We start from the raw sequence: 16,818 nt of genomic DNA on the forward strand, positions 1-16,818 counted from the left end.
TCTTCCAAGGCTTAAACCGCGCGTTTGGATCGCAAACTAACGTTTTTAAACAGCATGTCCGTCAAGCATTAAAAACGCATGATTTAGATGAATTAACTATTTGGTTGGATACGTATGAAAGTACATTAGACGAGACACCGGCAGTGGAAAAATTGAATACGTTCAGAACATACGTATTACGGAATTGGGATCGGATTTTCGACTGGCGTGAAAAAGCAGAACAAGTGCCGAAGGACGCAAGAGGTTTAGGCGCAATGGAGTCGAATCAACGGCATATTTCTTTTCGAATGAAAAAACGTGGGATGCATTGGAGCGCAGAAGGCTGTGAAGCTATGGTAAAAGTAAAACAAGGCATGTTCAATCACACCTTACGCGAAGCCTATCTTCATCAGCAAAATAGAAGTACTCGGCAACAACGCAAGTTGAAACAAACGGTTCGTTTATCGTCGTTATTGCATGAGAAAACACGGCAATCAGTTGGTGCAAAGAATGGGACGATTCCATTATATGCCTCTCATTCATCGGCAATAGGACAATTAATCAAAAGTTTTCGTTAATTCCTGTCTTTTGGGAGAAGGTTCCTGGTTTTAGGAACGTTCTTCCAAAAGATGGGCCAGCAAGCGGCGGAGCCGTGCGGTAGCTGACAAGTGTACAAAAATAGAGTGCCTAAACTAGCGGAGTAATAGGACGCTCGAGAAAAACTTGACACAAACACCAACCATTCTCATTTCAGTCGCTCAACTTTTTTTGTTACACTAAAAAGGGTTAATAGAAAGGAGAAGTGATAAGCGTGTTAACATGGTTATCGAATATTTTTACAAAGATTGAGGAATTTTTAAATCTCCCGAAATTATTGTTCAATGGATGGGGATCAACAGGCAGAATAATATTGACGACGATTATGATTTATTTTGTTTTGGTTATTTCGTTAAAGTTATTTGGCAGCAGAAGTGTATCCAGCTTTAGTGTATATGATATGATCGCCACATTCACGATTGGTTCTATTATTTCTTCTACGGTGCTTTTAGAGGAAATCAATTTGATCAATGGAGTTTCAGCTATTATTGTTTTGCTTTTTATGCAATATGGATTATCGAAAATCTTGGTTAAATGGAAAAAACTGTACCCAAAAACCAATCCTGTTCCGAAAATCGTCTTTCTCAAAGGGGAATATATAACAGAGAATATGCAAAAAGGGCGTGTTAATAAAGAAGAAATCTTATCTGCTATCCGAAGAGAAGCAGGAACTACTTCAGATCAAATCTATGCCGTTTTATTAGAGGCAAATGGAGATCTATCTGTTATTCAAGATGTGACGTCTGGATTTGAAGATGAGATCACGAAATATTTGTAGGTTGCAAAAAAAGCTGAGGAAGAACTCTCTTTCTCAGCTTTTTTTAGTTCTGCCATTTGAGCATATTCCAGCTTTCACAACCATTTTTTATTTGTTATGGTACACACCGCTTTAGGGGTTAAGCCCATTACATATAGGAAATAGCAAAAGCGTCTTTGCCGGCATGAGTCATCAGAGTAGGACTGGCGTAAGCGATATGATAGGCAACATTGGGAAATGCTGCTTTTAGTTCCGAGATCAATTCTTCTGTAAAGTCAGTTAGTCCAACGTGCGTGAGTCCGATGTGTTGTATATCGCCGCGGTCCTTCATCGTTTGGACAATTTCATTGAATTTTTTCTTCAAAGCTTTTAACCCTCGCCCTTTGGTTACAGGAACTAAGCTTTCATCAGTTACTTCCAACATCAATTTCACATTCAGCAGAGTCGAAAAATGACCCAGTACTTTTCCTATACGTCCACCTTTGATCAAGTTTTCCAAATCTACAATTCCTACATAGAAAGCAATAGTTTCTTTTAATTTATCCAACGCTGTCAAAATCTCTTCCATACTGGCGTTGTTTTGCGCCATTTCTGCAGCTGTCAATACTTGATAAGCCATTGCTCGATCAACAGAACCGCTGTTTCTTACCGTTACAGTTGATCTGGTCATACTGCTTGCTTGAACTGCTGCTGAATAGGTTCCACTTAAATAATCCGCTACATGGATCGATAGTATTTCACTTCCATCAGCACCGAGCTGATTGTACAACTCGAGGAATTGGCCGACAGCTGGTTGAGAAGTCTTAGGCAAAATTGGACTATCAGTCATTTTTTGTAAAAATTCAGCTTTACTGATTGTTTGGTTGTCATAATACTGAGTATTTTGAATCATCGCTGATAAGGGGATAACCGTGATCCCATACTTTTCTTGTTCTTCTTGAGACAATTGGACTGTTGAATCCGTCATGATTTTAATCTGTGTCATATCTAACTCCTCCTGTAAAAACGTTAATCCAAGTACTATCAAGTACTATATTGATTATATCAAAAGATTTCTCAAAAGAGGAGCAAAGACCGAATATCAGTATATGTAATCCATCAAAATGCTGTTAGGAATAGTTAAGTCATGGAAAGAATTATGTTATACTAGTAAAGGCTAATAGAGAAAGTAGGGATTGATAATGGAAGGCATTTTGCCATTATGGAAAGAACGTGGCATGACAAGTCATGATTGCGTTTTTAAATTAAGAAAAATACTTAAAACAAAGAAAATAGGACATACGGGCACATTAGATCCAGATGTTGATGGAGTCTTGCCGATTTGTATCGGCAGAGCAACTAAAGTAGTAGAATATATGATGGAAACCGGAAAAGCTTATGTGGGAGAAATCACCATTGGATTTAGCACGACGACAGAAGATAAGAGTGGTGAGGTAGTCGACTCGCTTCCGGTAACAGAAGTGCCGTCAAATGACGCTATTGATCAAATGATGCAAGACATGACGGGGAATATTATTCAAATCCCTCCAATGTATTCTGCGATTAAAGTCAATGGGCGTAAATTATATGAATACGCTAGAGCTGGTGAAGAAGTAGAACGCCCAAAAAGAGAAGTCGCTATTCATCGATTTGTTCGAACTTCTGAACCTGTAATGAACAATGAGCAACAAACCGTTTCTTGGACATTTGAAGTGGACTGCGGAAAAGGGACTTATGTGCGTACGTTAGCGGTAGACTTAGGAGAAAAGTTAGGCTACCCGGCGCATATGTCTGATTTGACACGTGTGAAAAGTGGTACGTTTTCAGTCAAAGACTGCTTAACGTTAGATCAAGTGGCTGAATTGATGCAAGAAGAAATGATAGAAGATCGTTTGTATCCATTAGAGTATGCCCTTGGCGATATGGATACAAAAGAAATGACAGAAGAATTGTGGGAAAAAGTAAAAAATGGTGCTGTACTGCCTATTGAAACTTTTTCAAAAGAAGTTTCTTTTCCAGTCGTATTGATGTATCAAGGAAGAGCCCGCAGTATTTACGGTGAACACCCTACGAAACCGGATTTATTGAAACCCATCAAAGTATTGCGAACATCAGTTTAAATGAAGGAGTCCTAAAAATGGAGATTATTAAAATTCACCATCCTTATCAAAAAGAAACAATTCCAACTAAACCAGTAGTCCTCGCACTTGGTTTTTTTGATGGCGTCCATAAAGGACATCGAACCGTTATTTCAAGAGCTAAGAAAATGGCCGAAGAAAAAAATGTTGAATTAGCATTGATGACGTTTAATCAACACCCTTCTATTGTATTTAAAAAAATAAATCCAGAAGCGATCACGTATTTATCTACTACAGAAAGAAAAGAAGAATTTATGGCTGAACTGGGCGTGGATTATTTATATGAAGTCGATTTCACCTCCTCTTTCGCTGCTCTAACGCCTCAAGATTTTGTAGACCAATACATTATCGGCTTACATGCAGTCACTGTAGTGGCTGGATTTGATTACACTTACGGGAAAAAGGAGATCGCTTCTATGGAGCACTTGCCTGGATACGCTAAGGGAAAATTCGATGTCGTTGAGGTAGGCAAGGTAACAGGAGATGGAGAAAAAATCAGTTCTACCCGAATCCGGAAAGCGTTGGTAGACGGAGATATAGCAGAAGCGAATGACATGCTTGGCTATATTTACCAAACACCTGGTATCGTTATCCATGGAGATGCTCGGGGCAGATTACTAGGTTATCCTACAGCTAATATTGATACTGATTCTGGTATAGGGCTGCCTAAAGTAGGTGTATATGCTGTTCGAATCAAAATCGGCAAGACGTGGCATGAAGGGATGGCTTCTATTGGATACAACATTACCTTTGAAGCCAATCGCCAATTGTCTGTAGAAGTCAATATATTTGATTTCAATAGTGCCATCTACGGGGAAAAAGTTTCTGTTGAATGGCATGAATACATTCGGGAAGAAAAAAAATTCCCATCTGTTGAAGCCTTAATCGCTCAGTTAGCACAAGATGAAATAGATGTACGAAACTATTTTAAACAGTTGGACACAACGAAAAATTAAAAAAGTCACTAAGATCAACTCTCGATGACCAGCAGCGCATGTTCTGGATATTGGGAGTTGAGTTTGTTTTACTGAGAGTTGAAAAAATATTCCCATAGGGCTGGTTCTTTTTCGGTGATTTACCAATAAGAAAGTCAAAAATAGTCAGAAATTTTAGGTGCAACCATTGACAAGAGTGCTATTATTTGATAAATTATTAATTGTGTTAGCACTCATTTAATTGAAGTGCTAAAAAAAGAGGTGAGGCATATGTTAACGGAAAGACAAATTTCAATCCTCAGAGCTATCGTGATTTTATTTACGCAGTACGGTCATCCGATAGGGTCTAAAACGCTGCTTGAAGAAACTGACATCGTAGCGAGTTCCGCAACGATCCGTAATGAAATGGTTCGTTTAGAAGAAATGGGTTTTCTTCAAAAAACGCATTCTTCATCGGGAAGAGTTCCTTCTAAAAAAGGGTATCGTTTTTACGTCGATTATTTATTGAGACCAGCAAAAGTAAATCATGATGAAGTGGAAACAATACAGAGAGCTTTCGATAATCCATTCTTTCAGTTAGACGAGATTGTGGTTAAATCAGCTGAAGTATTATCTAATTTGACTAGTTACACAGCTATCTCCTTAGGACCTGAAATCAAAGAAAGCAAGTTGACAGGGTTCCGTTTAGTTCCATTGAATGAACGAAAAGTGATGGCCATACTGGTCACCGACAAGGGTCATGTGGAAGACCAAATTTTCACAGTGCCAAAAGGGTTTGATTTGAATAATTTAGAAAAAATCGTTTCTTTATTTAATGACCAATTAGTCGGCCGTTCTCTAGTAGAAGTATTTAAAAAACTGCAAGATGATGTGCCGCTATTGATCCATAAATATATGCATACTGCTGAAGGTATGATGGAATTGATCAATGAACTGTTCATAAAAACCGCAAGAGAACGCATCCACATTGGCGGAAGGATGAATATACTCGATTATTCGGAAAACCTGAATGTCAATCAATTCAAATCTCTTTATTCGTTTATGGATGGAAATCATGACCTGACATCATTGCTTGGTCATCAAAATGACGAGATTCAAGTTCGCATAGGCAATGAGTTGAATATTGATATCCTAGAAAACTTCAGTTTGATTTCTGCAACGTATGATGTAGAAGAATTAGGTACCGGGACAATTGCTATATTAGGCCCGACTAACATGCCCTATTCCAAAATGATTGGGCTCATGGATGTTTTTAGAAATGAATTATCAAAAAAAATAGTGGATCATTACCATTCTATGGATGACTACTAAAAAAGGAGTTATGTATTGTGGAAGATAAAGATTCGCATTTAGAAGAAAATGAATCAGTAGACCCTTCAATGAATGAAGAGTTAGATGCTGAAACAACATCAGAGGAATCTATGGAAGAAGTCAATACAGAGGATACAACAGACGAATTAGCGGAATTAAAAACAGCCTTGCAAGAAAAAGAAGATGCTTATCTTCGTTTACAAGCTGAATTGGCTAATATCCAAAAGAGAAATCGCAAAGAAAAAGAAACGGATGCTAAATACCGTTCTCAATCTTTAGCGAAAGAATTGATCAATGTATTGGACAACCTTGAACGTGCATTGTCGATTGAAACTTCTGAAGAAAACGAAACTTTTAAAAAAGGGATCGAAATGGTTTACGCTAGTTTCAAAACGGCTCTCGAAAGTGAAGGAGTTCAAGTAGTTGATCCATTGAATGAAGCCTTTGATCCGAATTATCACCAAGCTGTTCAAACAGTTGCCGTTGAAGAAGGGCAAGAAGCTGGTACTGTTGTGACTGTTCATCAAAAAGGGTATACTTTACACGAACGTGTTTTACGTCCAGCAATGGTTGTAGTGGCTCAATAAAAGCCGCAAAATTAATGGAAGCTTTTGAAGATAGATTAAAAAACTAAAAAAATTAAAGAATGAGGGATTACAGATGGCAAAAATTATCGGTATTGATTTAGGTACAACAAACTCTGCTGTAGCAGTATTAGAAGGTGGAGAAGCAAAAATCATTCCTAACCCAGAAGGAAATCGTACAACTCCTTCAGTTGTAGCCTTTAAAAACGGAGAAATCCAAGTAGGGGAAGTTGCTAAACGTCAAGCAATTACCAACCCAAATACGATCGCATCTATCAAACGTCACATGGGTGAAGATTACTCTGTAGAAGTAGATGGTAAAAAATTCACTCCTCAAGAAATCTCAGCAAATATTCTACAATACATCAAAGGATACGCTGAATCTTATTTAGGCGAAGCAGTTACTAAAGCTGTTGTTACTGTACCAGCTTACTTTAACGATGCACAACGTCAAGCTACTAAAGATGCTGGTAAAATCGCTGGTTTAGAAGTAGAACGTATCGTTAACGAACCAACTGCAGCTGCATTAGCTTACGGTTTGGATAAAACAGACAAAGAAGAAAAAGTATTAGTATTTGACCTTGGTGGTGGTACATTTGACGTATCTATCCTTGAATTAGGTGACGGTGTCTTCGATGTATTGTCTACTTCTGGAGATAATGAATTAGGTGGAGATGATTTTGATGATAAAATCATTGCTCACTTAGTAGCTGAATTTAAAAAAGAAAACGGCATTGACTTATCAAAAGACAAAATGGCTGTACAACGTTTGAAAGATGCTGCTGAAAAAGCTAAAAAAGATTTATCAGGTGTTACTTCAACTCAAATCAGCTTGCCATTTATCACTGCTGGAGAAGCTGGTCCATTGCACTTAGAAATGAACTTGACTCGTGCTAAATTCGACGAATTGACTTATGACCTTGTAGAACGTACTAAAAAACCTGTACAACAAGCTCTTAAAGATGCTGGATTAAGCAAATCAGATATCGATGAAGTCATCTTAGTTGGTGGATCTACTCGTATCCCAGCTGTTGTCGAAGCTGTACGTGCTGAATCTGGTAAAGAACCAAACAAGTCTGTTAACCCGGATGAAGTAGTAGCAATGGGTGCTGCTATCCAAGGTGGAGTTATCTCTGGTGATGTTAAAGACATCGTATTATTAGATGTTACGCCATTATCATTAGGTATCGAAACAATGGGCGGCGTGTTCACTAAATTGATCGATCGCAATACAACGATCCCAACAAGCAAAGCGCAAGTATTCTCAACTGCTGCTGACAACCAACCAGCTGTTGATGTACATGTATTGCAAGGTGAACGTCCAATGGCTGCAGACAACAAAACTTTAGGCCGTTTCCAATTAACTGATATTCCAGCTGCACCACGTGGTGTTCCTCAAATCGAAGTTAAATTTGATATCGACAAAAACGGTATTGTTAACGTAAGTGCTAAAGACTTAGGTACAAACAAAGAACAAACCATTACAATCAAATCTTCTTCAGGTTTAACAGACGAAGAAATCGAACGTATGGTAAAAGACGCTGAAGCAAATGCTGAAGCAGATAAAACTCGTAAAGAAGAAGTAGAATTGCGCAACGAAATCGATCAATTATTGTTCCAAGTTGACAAAACATTAGGTGATCTTGAAGGAAAAGTTGATGCAGATGAAGTGAAAAAAGCTGAAGATGCTCGTGACGAGTTGAAAGCTGCTGTTGAAGCTGACAATCTTGAAGAGATGAAAACGAAACGTGATGCTTTGAATGAAATCGTTCAGGCTTTAACCGTTAAATTATACGAACAAGCTGCTGCTGCTCAACAAGCTGCCAACCCAGAAGGCGAAGCAACTGAAGCAGCAAATGATGACAATGTTGTAGATGCAGATTTTGAAGAAGTAGATGACGACAAATAAGCACCTTGATTGAAATGGAGAAGAAGCCAGGGCAAACTGCTTTTGGCTTTTTCTCTTCAATCATGATATGCTCTTAAAGCAGGTTTATCACTAACCCCAACAATAACGACCTGTGATGCGTAACAAATAGAGCAGCACGGTTGGTTATTGTATGTACTAACGGAGGGAAAATATGGCAAAAAGAGATTATTATGAAGTTTTAGGTGTTTCTAAAAGTGCATCTGATGATGAAATAAAAAAGGCTTATCGAAAACTATCAAAAAAATACCATCCAGATATCAATAAAGAAGCGGATGCAGATGAAAAGTTTAAAGAGATAGCAGAAGCTTATGAGGTATTAAGTGATGCCAATAAACGGGCTGCTTACGACCAGTACGGACACGCTAGTACAGACCCGAACTTTGGAGCTGGTGGTGGATATGGCGGATTCGGCGGCGGTGCTGGATTCGGTGGTTTTGAAGATATCTTTGATTCTTTCTTCGGTGGCGGCGGTGGGCGCAGCAGATACAACCCAAATGCTCCTCGTCAAGGAGAGGACTTACAATACTCTCTTAACTTAGAGTTTGAAGAAGCTGTATTTGGTAAGCAAACTACCATTAAATACAATCGCAGCCAAGAATGTCATACTTGTCATGGGGATGGCGCTAAACCGGGAACCTCTCCTGTTACTTGTTCAAAATGTTCGGGAACAGGTTCGATCAATGTGGAACGAAATACGCCACTTGGCAGAATGCAAACTCGTACAGTCTGTGACGTTTGTGGGGGAACCGGACAAGAAATCAAAGAAAAATGTCCTACCTGTGGCGGAGCAGGACATGTAAAAGATGTTCATAAAGTGAAAGTAACAGTACCTGCTGGTGTAGAAGATGGCGATCAAATGCGCTTAAATGGTCAAGGTGAAGCTGGTAAAAACGGTGGACCTTACGGAGATCTGTATGTGATTTTCCGTGTGAAACCAAGCAAACAATTTCAACGTCGAGGATCTGAAATTTACTTTGAAACACCGATTCACTTCGTCCAAGCAGCTTTAGGGGATGAGATAGAAGTTCCTACTGTTCATGGCAAAGTGAAACTGAAAATTCCGGCTGGAACTCAAACGGGAACAACTTTCCGAATCAAAGGCAAAGGGGCCCCTAGATTAAGAGGTACCGGACAAGGTGATCAACACGTGAAAGTCAATGTAGTCACACCGAAGAGTTTAAATGACAAACAAGCCGATTTATTGAGAGAATTCGCTAAAGTGAGCGATGTTTCAATCAATGAACAAGCAGATGGCTCTTTCTTCAACAAAATGAAAGACGTCTTCAAAAAAGACTAACCAATAAAAGGAACCTGTTCTCAATCAGGTTCCTTTTTGCATAATGCGGAAAATAGTCAAATTAAAGTGTCATTTAAGAAGGGTTTGTAATGGGGGAATAGGCGAAACATTGTATTTTAGCCTTTAGACTGTTATAATTCACTAGAATACTTTAGGAATAATTGAATGAAAGCAGGAAATAACCAATGAATAAAAATGATTATTTGGAACGTCAGAAACGCATCCGGAATTTCTCGATCATTGCTCATATTGATCACGGGAAATCGACGTTAGCGGATCGTATTTTACAAATGACGCATACTGTTGCAGACAGAGAAATGCATGAACAATTGCTGGACTCGATGGATTTAGAAAGAGAACGTGGTATCACTATCAAGCTGAATGCTGTTGAACTGAACTATACAGCTAAAGATGGAGAAACGTATACATTTCATTTAATCGACACTCCAGGACACGTCGACTTTACGTACGAAGTATCTCGTAGTTTAGCGGCCTGTGAAGGGGCTATTTTAGTCGTAGATGCGGCTCAAGGTATCGAAGCTCAAACAATGGCCAACGTATATTTAGCATTGGACAATGATTTGGAAATTTTGCCCGTTATCAATAAAATCGATTTGCCGGCAGCGGATCCGGAAAAAGTCAGAACAGAAATCGAAGATGTGATCGGAATTGATGCGAGTGAAGCTGTATTGGCTAGTGCCAAATCTGGCATCGGAATTGAAGAGATACTAGAAGAAATCGTAAAAAAAGTGCCAGCTCCTTCAGGAGACGTGGACAATCCGTTGAAAGCCTTGATTTTTGACTCTGCTTACGATGCTTATCGTGGAGTGGTGTTGAATATCCGTGTGACGGAAGGTATGATCAAGCCTGGAGATACTATGAAACTGATGAGTAATGGAAAAACGTTCGAAGTTTCAGAAGTGGGTGTCTTTTCTCCTAAACCGATCAAACGTGATTACTTGATGGTTGGAGATGTAGGATATGTTACCGCCAATATCAAAACAGTTCAAGACACACGAGTTGGAGATACGATTACATTAGCGGATAATCCAGCAGAAGAACCCTTAGAAGGTTACCGCAGATTAACACCGATGGTATTTTGTGGAATGTATCCAACTGATTCATCTCGATTTGGAGATTTGCGTGAAGCATTAGAAAGATTGGAATTGAATGATGCTGCTTTGCAATTTGAAACTGAAACTTCTCAAGCTCTTGGATTTGGGTTCCGTTGCGGGTTCTTAGGAATGTTGCATATGGATGTCGTTCAAGAACGTTTGGAACGCGAATTCAACTTAGACTTGATTACTACAGCACCATCTGTAATCTATCATGTGAATTTGACGAACGGAGAAGAACTGGTCGTATCGAATCCTTCAGAAATGCCAGAACCGGTTAAAATCGCATCTGTAGAAGAACCTTACGTTAAAGCCAACATCATGGTACCGAATGAGTACGTAGGTGCGGTAATGGAAATTTGCCAACGCAAACGGGGGAATTTTATGACGATGGATTACTTGGATGATATTCGAGTAAATGTCGTTTATGAATTGCCATTGTCTGAAATCGTTTATGACTTCTTTGACCGTCTAAAATCAAGTACTAAAGGCTATGCTTCTTTGGACTATGAAATTATCGGTTACAAACAAAGCAATTTATCGAAAATGGATATTTTATTAAATAGTGAACAAGTGGATGCGTTAAGTTTTATTGTCCACAAAGATTTTGCTTATGATCGCGGGAAAGCCATTGTAGAGCAATTGAAGAAAACCATTCCTCGTCAAATGTTTGAAATCCCTGTTCAAGCAGCTATTGGACAAAAAATCGTAGCTCGTTCAACAATCAAAGCGTTCCGTAAAGACGTTACTGCTAAACTATATGGTGGGGATCCAACGAGACGCCAAAAATTATTGAACAAACAGAAAAAAGGAAAAAAACGGATGAAACAAGTCGGTTCTGTGGAGATTCCTCAAGAAGCGTTCATGTCTGTATTGAATATCGACGAAGAATAATAGATTGCTTCATCTCTATCTATTTAGCAAGAGTTAACTCACTAAATAACAGCTCGAAAAATGAATCTTTCTGTCATGCTCCCTTTCAAAATCTATTGGATAGATTTTGAAAGGGAGCATTTTTTAACGAAAAAAAAAGGCCGAAGCCTCTTTTTTATTCAGTGGTAATTTCTCTGGAAAATTTTTCTCCGTTGTCTTCCAATAAACTCAAATCTTTCAAGAACACAGGTTGGCCAGGGTAGAGAATTTCGTGACCGATGACAACTTCTACTGTAGCTCCTGGTTTAATTTCAGCTTCTCCCAATTTGACCGCTTCTGTTTTATAACCCTCAGGAAATTGTCCATTCGCTCCATCCAAAGTTTCGACTGTCACTTCAGTTTCTTGACTAGCGGCTATATCGAAAGCCCAAGCCAACCACGGACTTTGTGTATCTTCAGTCGTATTAGTGTAATTAATGGTAAGTGCCATGATTTGTTTGTCAGGGAACAGAGCACTTTGTAATTGCTCAATTTCAAGAATTTCATAAGTTCCATTCATGCCTTCATAAAGAGTTGTGTTAACTTCTAATACTTGTTCAGAACTTTTTTCGTTTGATTCTGCTTCAGCTGTATTTTCAGTATCAGCAGCAAATTTTTCAGCAGTTTGTTTCTCTCTACAAGCTGCAAGCACCAAACCACAAAGCCCTAATAATGAGACTAATTTCAGTTTATTCATGCGTAACTCCTTCTAAAAACTCTTTTTCTTATAAATGAACCACCTTGCTATATTAAAGGATTTCCAAATAGCTCCTGTAATGATGCATGTATTGGATGGAAATTAAAAAGCAAAAAAACTGCCAGTTTATCGGTTCCATGAAACTTATATTATCATATAAGCCGCCTACAAGATATTATTTATACAGAAATAGAACAAATTAAGTAAGAAAGGTTTTGCATAAAAGCAGTATGTGTCCAAGATTTAAGCTGTACATAAAATAGGGGAAGAAGAATGCTATATGGAAATATAAGGTTTGTTGACAGAAGATTTTTATTCAGTTTTTCTACCTATTTGTCCATTTTTTTGGTAATATAGTTACTTGTAGTAATTATATTAGGTAACTTAAAGAGAAAGGAGCAAAAAAGAAATGGATAGACAACTATCGGAAGAATACATTGACGCTTGTTTTAGTGCAAAACACACGATGCGTTTTTTGCCTGAACCTCCTCCTGAAGTGCAGAAAAGACACGTTTATATTATTAAAACCTTATACAACTTATCAAAAGAGTTGAGGGAGGTCCGAATCAGCGACATTGCTGAAACGATCGGTGTAACTTTACCAAGTATTACTAAAAATATCGCGACACTAGAGGATCTGGGCTATATCAAAAAAGAAACCAATCAAGAAGATAAACGAGTCGTAAATATTTATTTAACCGAGAAAGGGTTAGCTTTACATCAAAAAGTCGTTAGTGATTTTCACGAAAAAAATAGTGAGATTTTAAAAGATATCCCTGAAGAGGACATTCGTCTGACGATAAAAACGATTTACCGAATATACAATTTAATGGAGCAATCGAATTTGCTCAGTTAGTTAAAGGGAAAGAAGGAAAGAAATGTATAAAACGTTAGTAAAATCATTACGCCAATATAAGAAACCCTCTTACTTGACCATGTTATTTATGGCATTAGAAGTTGCAGTAGAAATTTTTATTCCTTTTTTGATGGCAAAAATCATTGACCAAGGATTGATTGAAGGCGACTTGGGGTATGTTTTAAAGATAGGTTTGGTGATGTTTTTAATGGCCTGCTTATCTATGTTGTTTGGAGTACTAGGCGGAAAATTTTCTTCTGATGCCGCGGTAGGTTTTTCTGCCAATCTCCGTCAAGACATCTACGAGAATATCCAAACCTTTGCATTTGATAATATTGACAAATATTCTTCTTCTAGTCTGATTACCAGACTGACGACCGATATCACAAATATTCAAATGGCTTTTCAAATGGTACTAAAGACTATTATTCGAGCTCCTTTTATGATTGCCTTTGCTTTTGCAATGGCTGCGTATACGAATTTGAGATTATCATTAACGATTTTAATTATTGTTCCTATTGTAGCATTTATTTTAATCGGACTAATTTATCGTGTGCATCCTTATTTTATTGAAGTGTTCAAAAAATACGATCGTTTAAATCAAACGGTGCAAGAGGATATCAATGGAGTACGTGTTGTAAAATCCTTTGTATGAGAAGAAAAAGAAATTGAAAAGTTTAAGATTGCTTCAACAGATATCAAAGATTTATTTACCAAAGCTGAAAAAATCACTGCTCTTAATGCTCCAGTGATGCAAATCGCTATTTATTCTTGTTTGCTTCTTGTTTATTGGTTTGGAGCAAAATATGTGGTTGGCGGAACTATGAGTACAGGAGAGCTGACCAGTTTTATTACTTACATGATGCAAATTCTAAGCAGTATCATGATGATTTCAATGATTTTTGTCATGATCGTTATTTCTGAAGCTTCGGTAGAACGGGTTGCCGAAGTGTTAAAAGAAAAAGCTACATTGACAAATCCCGAAAATCCTCGTAAGACGATTGAAAATGGGGAGATTGAATTTAGAAATGTTCAATTCAAATACAACGAAGAATCTGAAGAAGCGGATTTAAGTCAGATCAATTTTACGATCAAGTCTGGTGAAACGATCGGTATCATTGGTGGAACTGGTAGCGGAAAAAGTTCCCTCATTCAGTTGATCCCTCGATTGTATGATGTGTCTGAAGGGGAAGTCTATGTTTCTGGACACAATGTAAAAGAATATGATCTAGTGACCTTGCGTGATCAGATTGCTATGGTGCTGCAAAAAAACACCTTGTTTTCTGGAACGATTATGGAAAATTTAAAATGGGGAGATAAACAAGCTTCCAAAGAAGAAGTTCAACGTGTGGCCAAATTAGCTCAAGCAGATGATTTTGTTCAAGGTTTTCCGGATACTTATGAAACAGTCTTAGATCAAGGCGGATCCAATGTATCTGGTGGTCAAAAACAACGATTGACGATTGCACGAGCATTGTTGAAACAACCTAAAATCTTGATTTTAGATGATTCAACCAGTGCGGTGGATACCAAAACAGATGCGTATATCCGAAGAGCCTTTATAGAAGAGATCCCAAATACCACTAAAATTATTGTGGCACAACGTATTTCTTCCATTCAAGATTCTGACCGCATCATCGTATTAGATGAAGGCAAAATCAACGGAATCGGGACCCACGAAGAACTCTTGCAAACGAATAAAATCTATAAAGAAGTTCATGATTCTCAAGTAAAAGGAGGGACGATAGTTGAAGAATAAACCGATGTCTAAACCAACTGTTAGCCCATTAAAAATATTTAAACGAATCCTTTCGTATGCCACTAAGCAATACAAACTGCGGATCATCATTGTTATCGTCAGTATTATTATCAGTGCAGCAACCAATGCGATCGGGATCAGTTTTACAAAGACATTGATCGATGACTACATCGCGCCGCTTCTGTCTCAACAAACTCCCGATTACTCTAATTTAGCGCGTATCATTGGTTTAATGGCGTTACTGTACCTAACTGGAGCAGTATTTACCTATATCTTTAACCGAACGATGGTTACGGTATCCCAAGGAATCTTGAAAGATATTTGAGATGAAATGTTTACACATATGGAATCTCTGCCCATTCGTTATTTTGACAGCACTGCTACCGGAGATATTATGAGTCATTACACCAACGATACAGATACTCTGAGACAAATGATCAGTCAATCGATCCCACAGATTTTTTCTTCGCTGATCATGATTTTATCGATCATTATTGCGATGTTCATTATTAATGTTCCAATGACACTATTCGTTTTATGTATGGTTGGAATCATGGTAGCTGTTATCCGAACGATAGGCAGCAAAAGCGGTCGATTCTTCTCTATCCAACAAGCCGCATTAGGTACGTTAAATGGTTATGTAGAAGAGATGATCGAAGGACAAAAAGTCGTTAAAGTCTTTAACCATGAAGACGAAGCTATTGCTGATTTTAGCAAATTGAATGAAGACCTTAGAGAAAATGCCACAAAAGCCAACACTTACGCCAATATTTTAATGCCGATCATGGGAAACATCGGAAACTTTATGTATTTGTTGACAGCAGTTATGGGTGCGGTTCTTTCGATTACAGGTTTGACTGCTTTAACTGTAGGAAGTATTGCTTCTTTTGTTCAATTCACAAAAAGTATCACTATGCCTGTAGCACAGATTTCACAACAATTTAATGCGATTATTTTGTCCTTAGCAGGTGCGGAGCGTATTTTTAATTTGTTAGATGAAAAACCAGAAGAGGATACTGGAACGATCGAGTTAGTCAATATCGTTAAACAAGCTGACGGGGCCATCGAAGAAGCAGATCACCGTACAGGCAATTGGGCTTGGAAACAAAGCACTATTGCTAATGAACCGGTTTATAAAGAATTAACAGGTGATGTCCGTTTTAAAGATGTGACTTTTGGATACAATTCCAACAAAACGATTCTTCACAAAATTAATTTATTTGCAAAACCAGGGCAAAAAATAGCTTTTGTAGGTGCAACTGGAGCAGGAAAGACAACGATTACCAACTTGATCAATCGCTTCTACGATATTCAAGAAGGGACGATCACTTATGATGGTATTGATGTCAAAAAAATCAAAAAAGATGATCTTAGAAGATCTTTAGGGATCGTACTGCAAGATACGCATTTGTTCTCAGGAACGATCAAAGACAATATCCGTTATGGGCGATTAGATGCGACAGATGAAGAGATTGAAGCTGCTGCTCGATTAGTAAATGCGGATTTCTTTATCCGACAATTGCCAAATGGGTATGATACAGAATTAACGGGTGATGGCGGTTCACTTTCTCAAGGACAAAGACAGTTGCTTGCAATTGCCAGAGCAGCCGTAGCGAATCCACCGGTATTGATTTTGGATGAAGCAACTTCAAGTATTGATACACGTACAGAATTCGTTGTGCAAAGTGGAATGGATGCTTTGATGAAAGGCCGGACTGTTTTTGTTATTGCTCATCGACTTTCAACCGTTCGAAATTCGGATGCGATCATGGTTATGGAGCAAGGTAGAATTATTGAACGTGGAAATCATGATGAGTTGATTTCTCAAAAAGGAGAATATTACCAACTTTATACAGGTGCGTTTGAAATGAACTGATGAATAAATTTGAAAAGAGCTTTCCACTATCATGGAGAGTTCTTTTTTAGTTGAAGATAACGGGTATCTATCGACAAACAAAGATGAGTTTCTTTT

11 protein-coding genes and 3 pseudogenes are annotated in these 16,818 nt (G+C 38.1%); 12 read left to right on the forward strand and 2 right to left on the reverse strand.

The window, feature by feature from the left end:
- A pseudogene (locus ACEN4L_RS12020) lies at nucleotides 1-446 on the forward strand (UPF0236 family transposase-like protein); the annotation flags it as partial.
- 344 nt (nucleotides 447-790) lie between these two features.
- Entirely contained in the window at nucleotides 791-1,354 is a 564-nt protein-coding gene (locus tag ACEN4L_RS12025) for a DUF421 domain-containing protein (RefSeq protein ID WP_407096746.1), read from the forward strand.
- A gap of 127 nt (nucleotides 1,355-1,481) precedes the next feature.
- Here the strand turns inward: ACEN4L_RS12025 and ACEN4L_RS12030 are convergent, their stop codons facing one another.
- Nucleotides 1,482-2,318 carry a DegV family protein gene (locus tag ACEN4L_RS12030; RefSeq protein WP_407096747.1) on the reverse strand — a complete coding sequence of 279 codons (837 nt, stop codon included), beginning with the start codon at nucleotides 2,316-2,318 and terminating at the stop codon, nucleotides 1,482-1,484.
- Nucleotides 2,319-2,514: 196 nt separating this feature from the next.
- Here ACEN4L_RS12030 and truB point away from each other — a divergent pair, with 196 nt between their 5' ends.
- The 7 genes from truB (at nucleotide 2,515) to lepA (ending at nucleotide 11,516) form a co-directional block, all read left to right on the forward strand.
- On the forward strand, nucleotides 2,515-3,432 hold the full coding sequence (gene truB, locus ACEN4L_RS12035) for a tRNA pseudouridine(55) synthase TruB (protein ID WP_407096748.1): 918 nt from the start codon (nucleotides 2,515-2,517) through the stop codon (nucleotides 3,430-3,432).
- A 17-nt stretch (nucleotides 3,433-3,449) separates the two neighbouring features.
- On the forward strand, nucleotides 3,450-4,406 hold the full coding sequence (gene ribF, locus ACEN4L_RS12040) for a riboflavin biosynthesis protein RibF (protein ID WP_407096749.1): 957 nt from the start codon (nucleotides 3,450-3,452) through the stop codon (nucleotides 4,404-4,406).
- 249 nt (nucleotides 4,407-4,655) lie between these two features.
- Nucleotides 4,656-5,696: a heat-inducible transcriptional repressor HrcA gene (gene hrcA / locus ACEN4L_RS12045; protein WP_407096750.1), complete on the forward strand. Its 1,041-nt coding sequence runs from the start codon at nucleotides 4,656-4,658 to the stop codon at nucleotides 5,694-5,696.
- Between the two features lie 17 nt (nucleotides 5,697-5,713).
- Nucleotides 5,714-6,283, forward strand: coding sequence for a nucleotide exchange factor GrpE (gene grpE / locus ACEN4L_RS12050; protein ID WP_407096751.1), 570 nt, complete (start codon nucleotides 5,714-5,716; stop codon nucleotides 6,281-6,283).
- 73 nt (nucleotides 6,284-6,356) lie between these two features.
- Nucleotides 6,357-8,189, forward strand: coding sequence for a molecular chaperone DnaK (dnaK, locus tag ACEN4L_RS12055; RefSeq protein ID WP_407096752.1), 1,833 nt, complete (start codon nucleotides 6,357-6,359; stop codon nucleotides 8,187-8,189).
- A 172-nt stretch (nucleotides 8,190-8,361) separates the two neighbouring features.
- Nucleotides 8,362-9,507, forward strand: coding sequence for a molecular chaperone DnaJ (gene dnaJ, locus ACEN4L_RS12060; RefSeq protein ID WP_407096753.1), 1,146 nt, complete (start codon nucleotides 8,362-8,364; stop codon nucleotides 9,505-9,507).
- A 185-nt stretch (nucleotides 9,508-9,692) separates the two neighbouring features.
- Nucleotides 9,693-11,516, forward strand: a complete 1,824-nt coding sequence (lepA, locus tag ACEN4L_RS12065) for a translation elongation factor 4 (RefSeq protein WP_407096754.1) — start codon at nucleotides 9,693-9,695, stop codon at nucleotides 11,514-11,516.
- A 154-nt stretch (nucleotides 11,517-11,670) separates the two neighbouring features.
- Here lepA and ACEN4L_RS12070 read toward each other — a convergent pair whose 3' ends face one another.
- Nucleotides 11,671-12,231: a DUF5067 domain-containing protein gene (locus tag ACEN4L_RS12070; RefSeq protein ID WP_407096755.1), complete on the reverse strand. Its 561-nt coding sequence runs from the start codon at nucleotides 12,229-12,231 to the stop codon at nucleotides 11,671-11,673.
- Nucleotides 12,232-12,640: 409 nt separating this feature from the next.
- On the opposite strand from ACEN4L_RS12070, the gene ACEN4L_RS12075 reads away from it, so the two are divergent.
- The 3 genes and pseudogenes from ACEN4L_RS12075 (at nucleotide 12,641) to ACEN4L_RS12085 (ending at nucleotide 16,722) form a co-directional block, all read left to right on the forward strand.
- Nucleotides 12,641-13,087 carry a MarR family winged helix-turn-helix transcriptional regulator gene (locus ACEN4L_RS12075; protein ID WP_407096756.1) on the forward strand — a complete coding sequence of 149 codons (447 nt, stop codon included), beginning with the start codon at nucleotides 12,641-12,643 and terminating at the stop codon, nucleotides 13,085-13,087.
- Between the two features lie 22 nt (nucleotides 13,088-13,109).
- Nucleotides 13,110-14,846 (forward strand): annotated as a pseudogene (locus ACEN4L_RS12080) (ABC transporter ATP-binding protein).
- A 4-nt stretch (nucleotides 14,847-14,850) separates the two neighbouring features.
- Nucleotides 14,851-16,722 (forward strand): annotated as a pseudogene (locus ACEN4L_RS12085) (ABC transporter ATP-binding protein).
- The last annotated feature ends 96 nt before the right edge of the window (nucleotides 16,723-16,818 follow it).

This window comes from Desemzia sp. FAM 23988, from assembly GCF_045528365.1.
Taxonomy (GTDB): Bacteria; Bacillota; Bacilli; order Lactobacillales; family Carnobacteriaceae; genus Desemzia.

Excerpts from the sequence above, each read along its gene's own strand:
- ACEN4L_RS12030 (WP_407096747.1), bottom strand. The coding sequence starts at position 2,318 with ATGACACAGATTAAAATCATGACGGATTCAACAGTCCAATTGTCTCAA.
- truB (WP_407096748.1), top strand. The coding sequence starts at position 2,515 with ATGGAAGGCATTTTGCCATTATGGAAAGAACGTGGCATGACAAGTCAT.
- ribF (WP_407096749.1), top strand. The coding sequence starts at position 3,450 with ATGGAGATTATTAAAATTCACCATCCTTATCAAAAAGAAACAATTCCA.
- hrcA (WP_407096750.1), top strand. The coding sequence starts at position 4,656 with ATGTTAACGGAAAGACAAATTTCAATCCTCAGAGCTATCGTGATTTTA.
- dnaK (WP_407096752.1), top strand. The coding sequence starts at position 6,357 with ATGGCAAAAATTATCGGTATTGATTTAGGTACAACAAACTCTGCTGTA.
- dnaJ (WP_407096753.1), top strand. The coding sequence starts at position 8,362 with ATGGCAAAAAGAGATTATTATGAAGTTTTAGGTGTTTCTAAAAGTGCA.
- lepA (WP_407096754.1), top strand. The coding sequence starts at position 9,693 with ATGAATAAAAATGATTATTTGGAACGTCAGAAACGCATCCGGAATTTC.
- ACEN4L_RS12070 (WP_407096755.1), bottom strand. The coding sequence starts at position 12,231 with ATGAATAAACTGAAATTAGTCTCATTATTAGGGCTTTGTGGTTTGGTG.
- ACEN4L_RS12075 (WP_407096756.1), top strand. The coding sequence starts at position 12,641 with ATGGATAGACAACTATCGGAAGAATACATTGACGCTTGTTTTAGTGCA.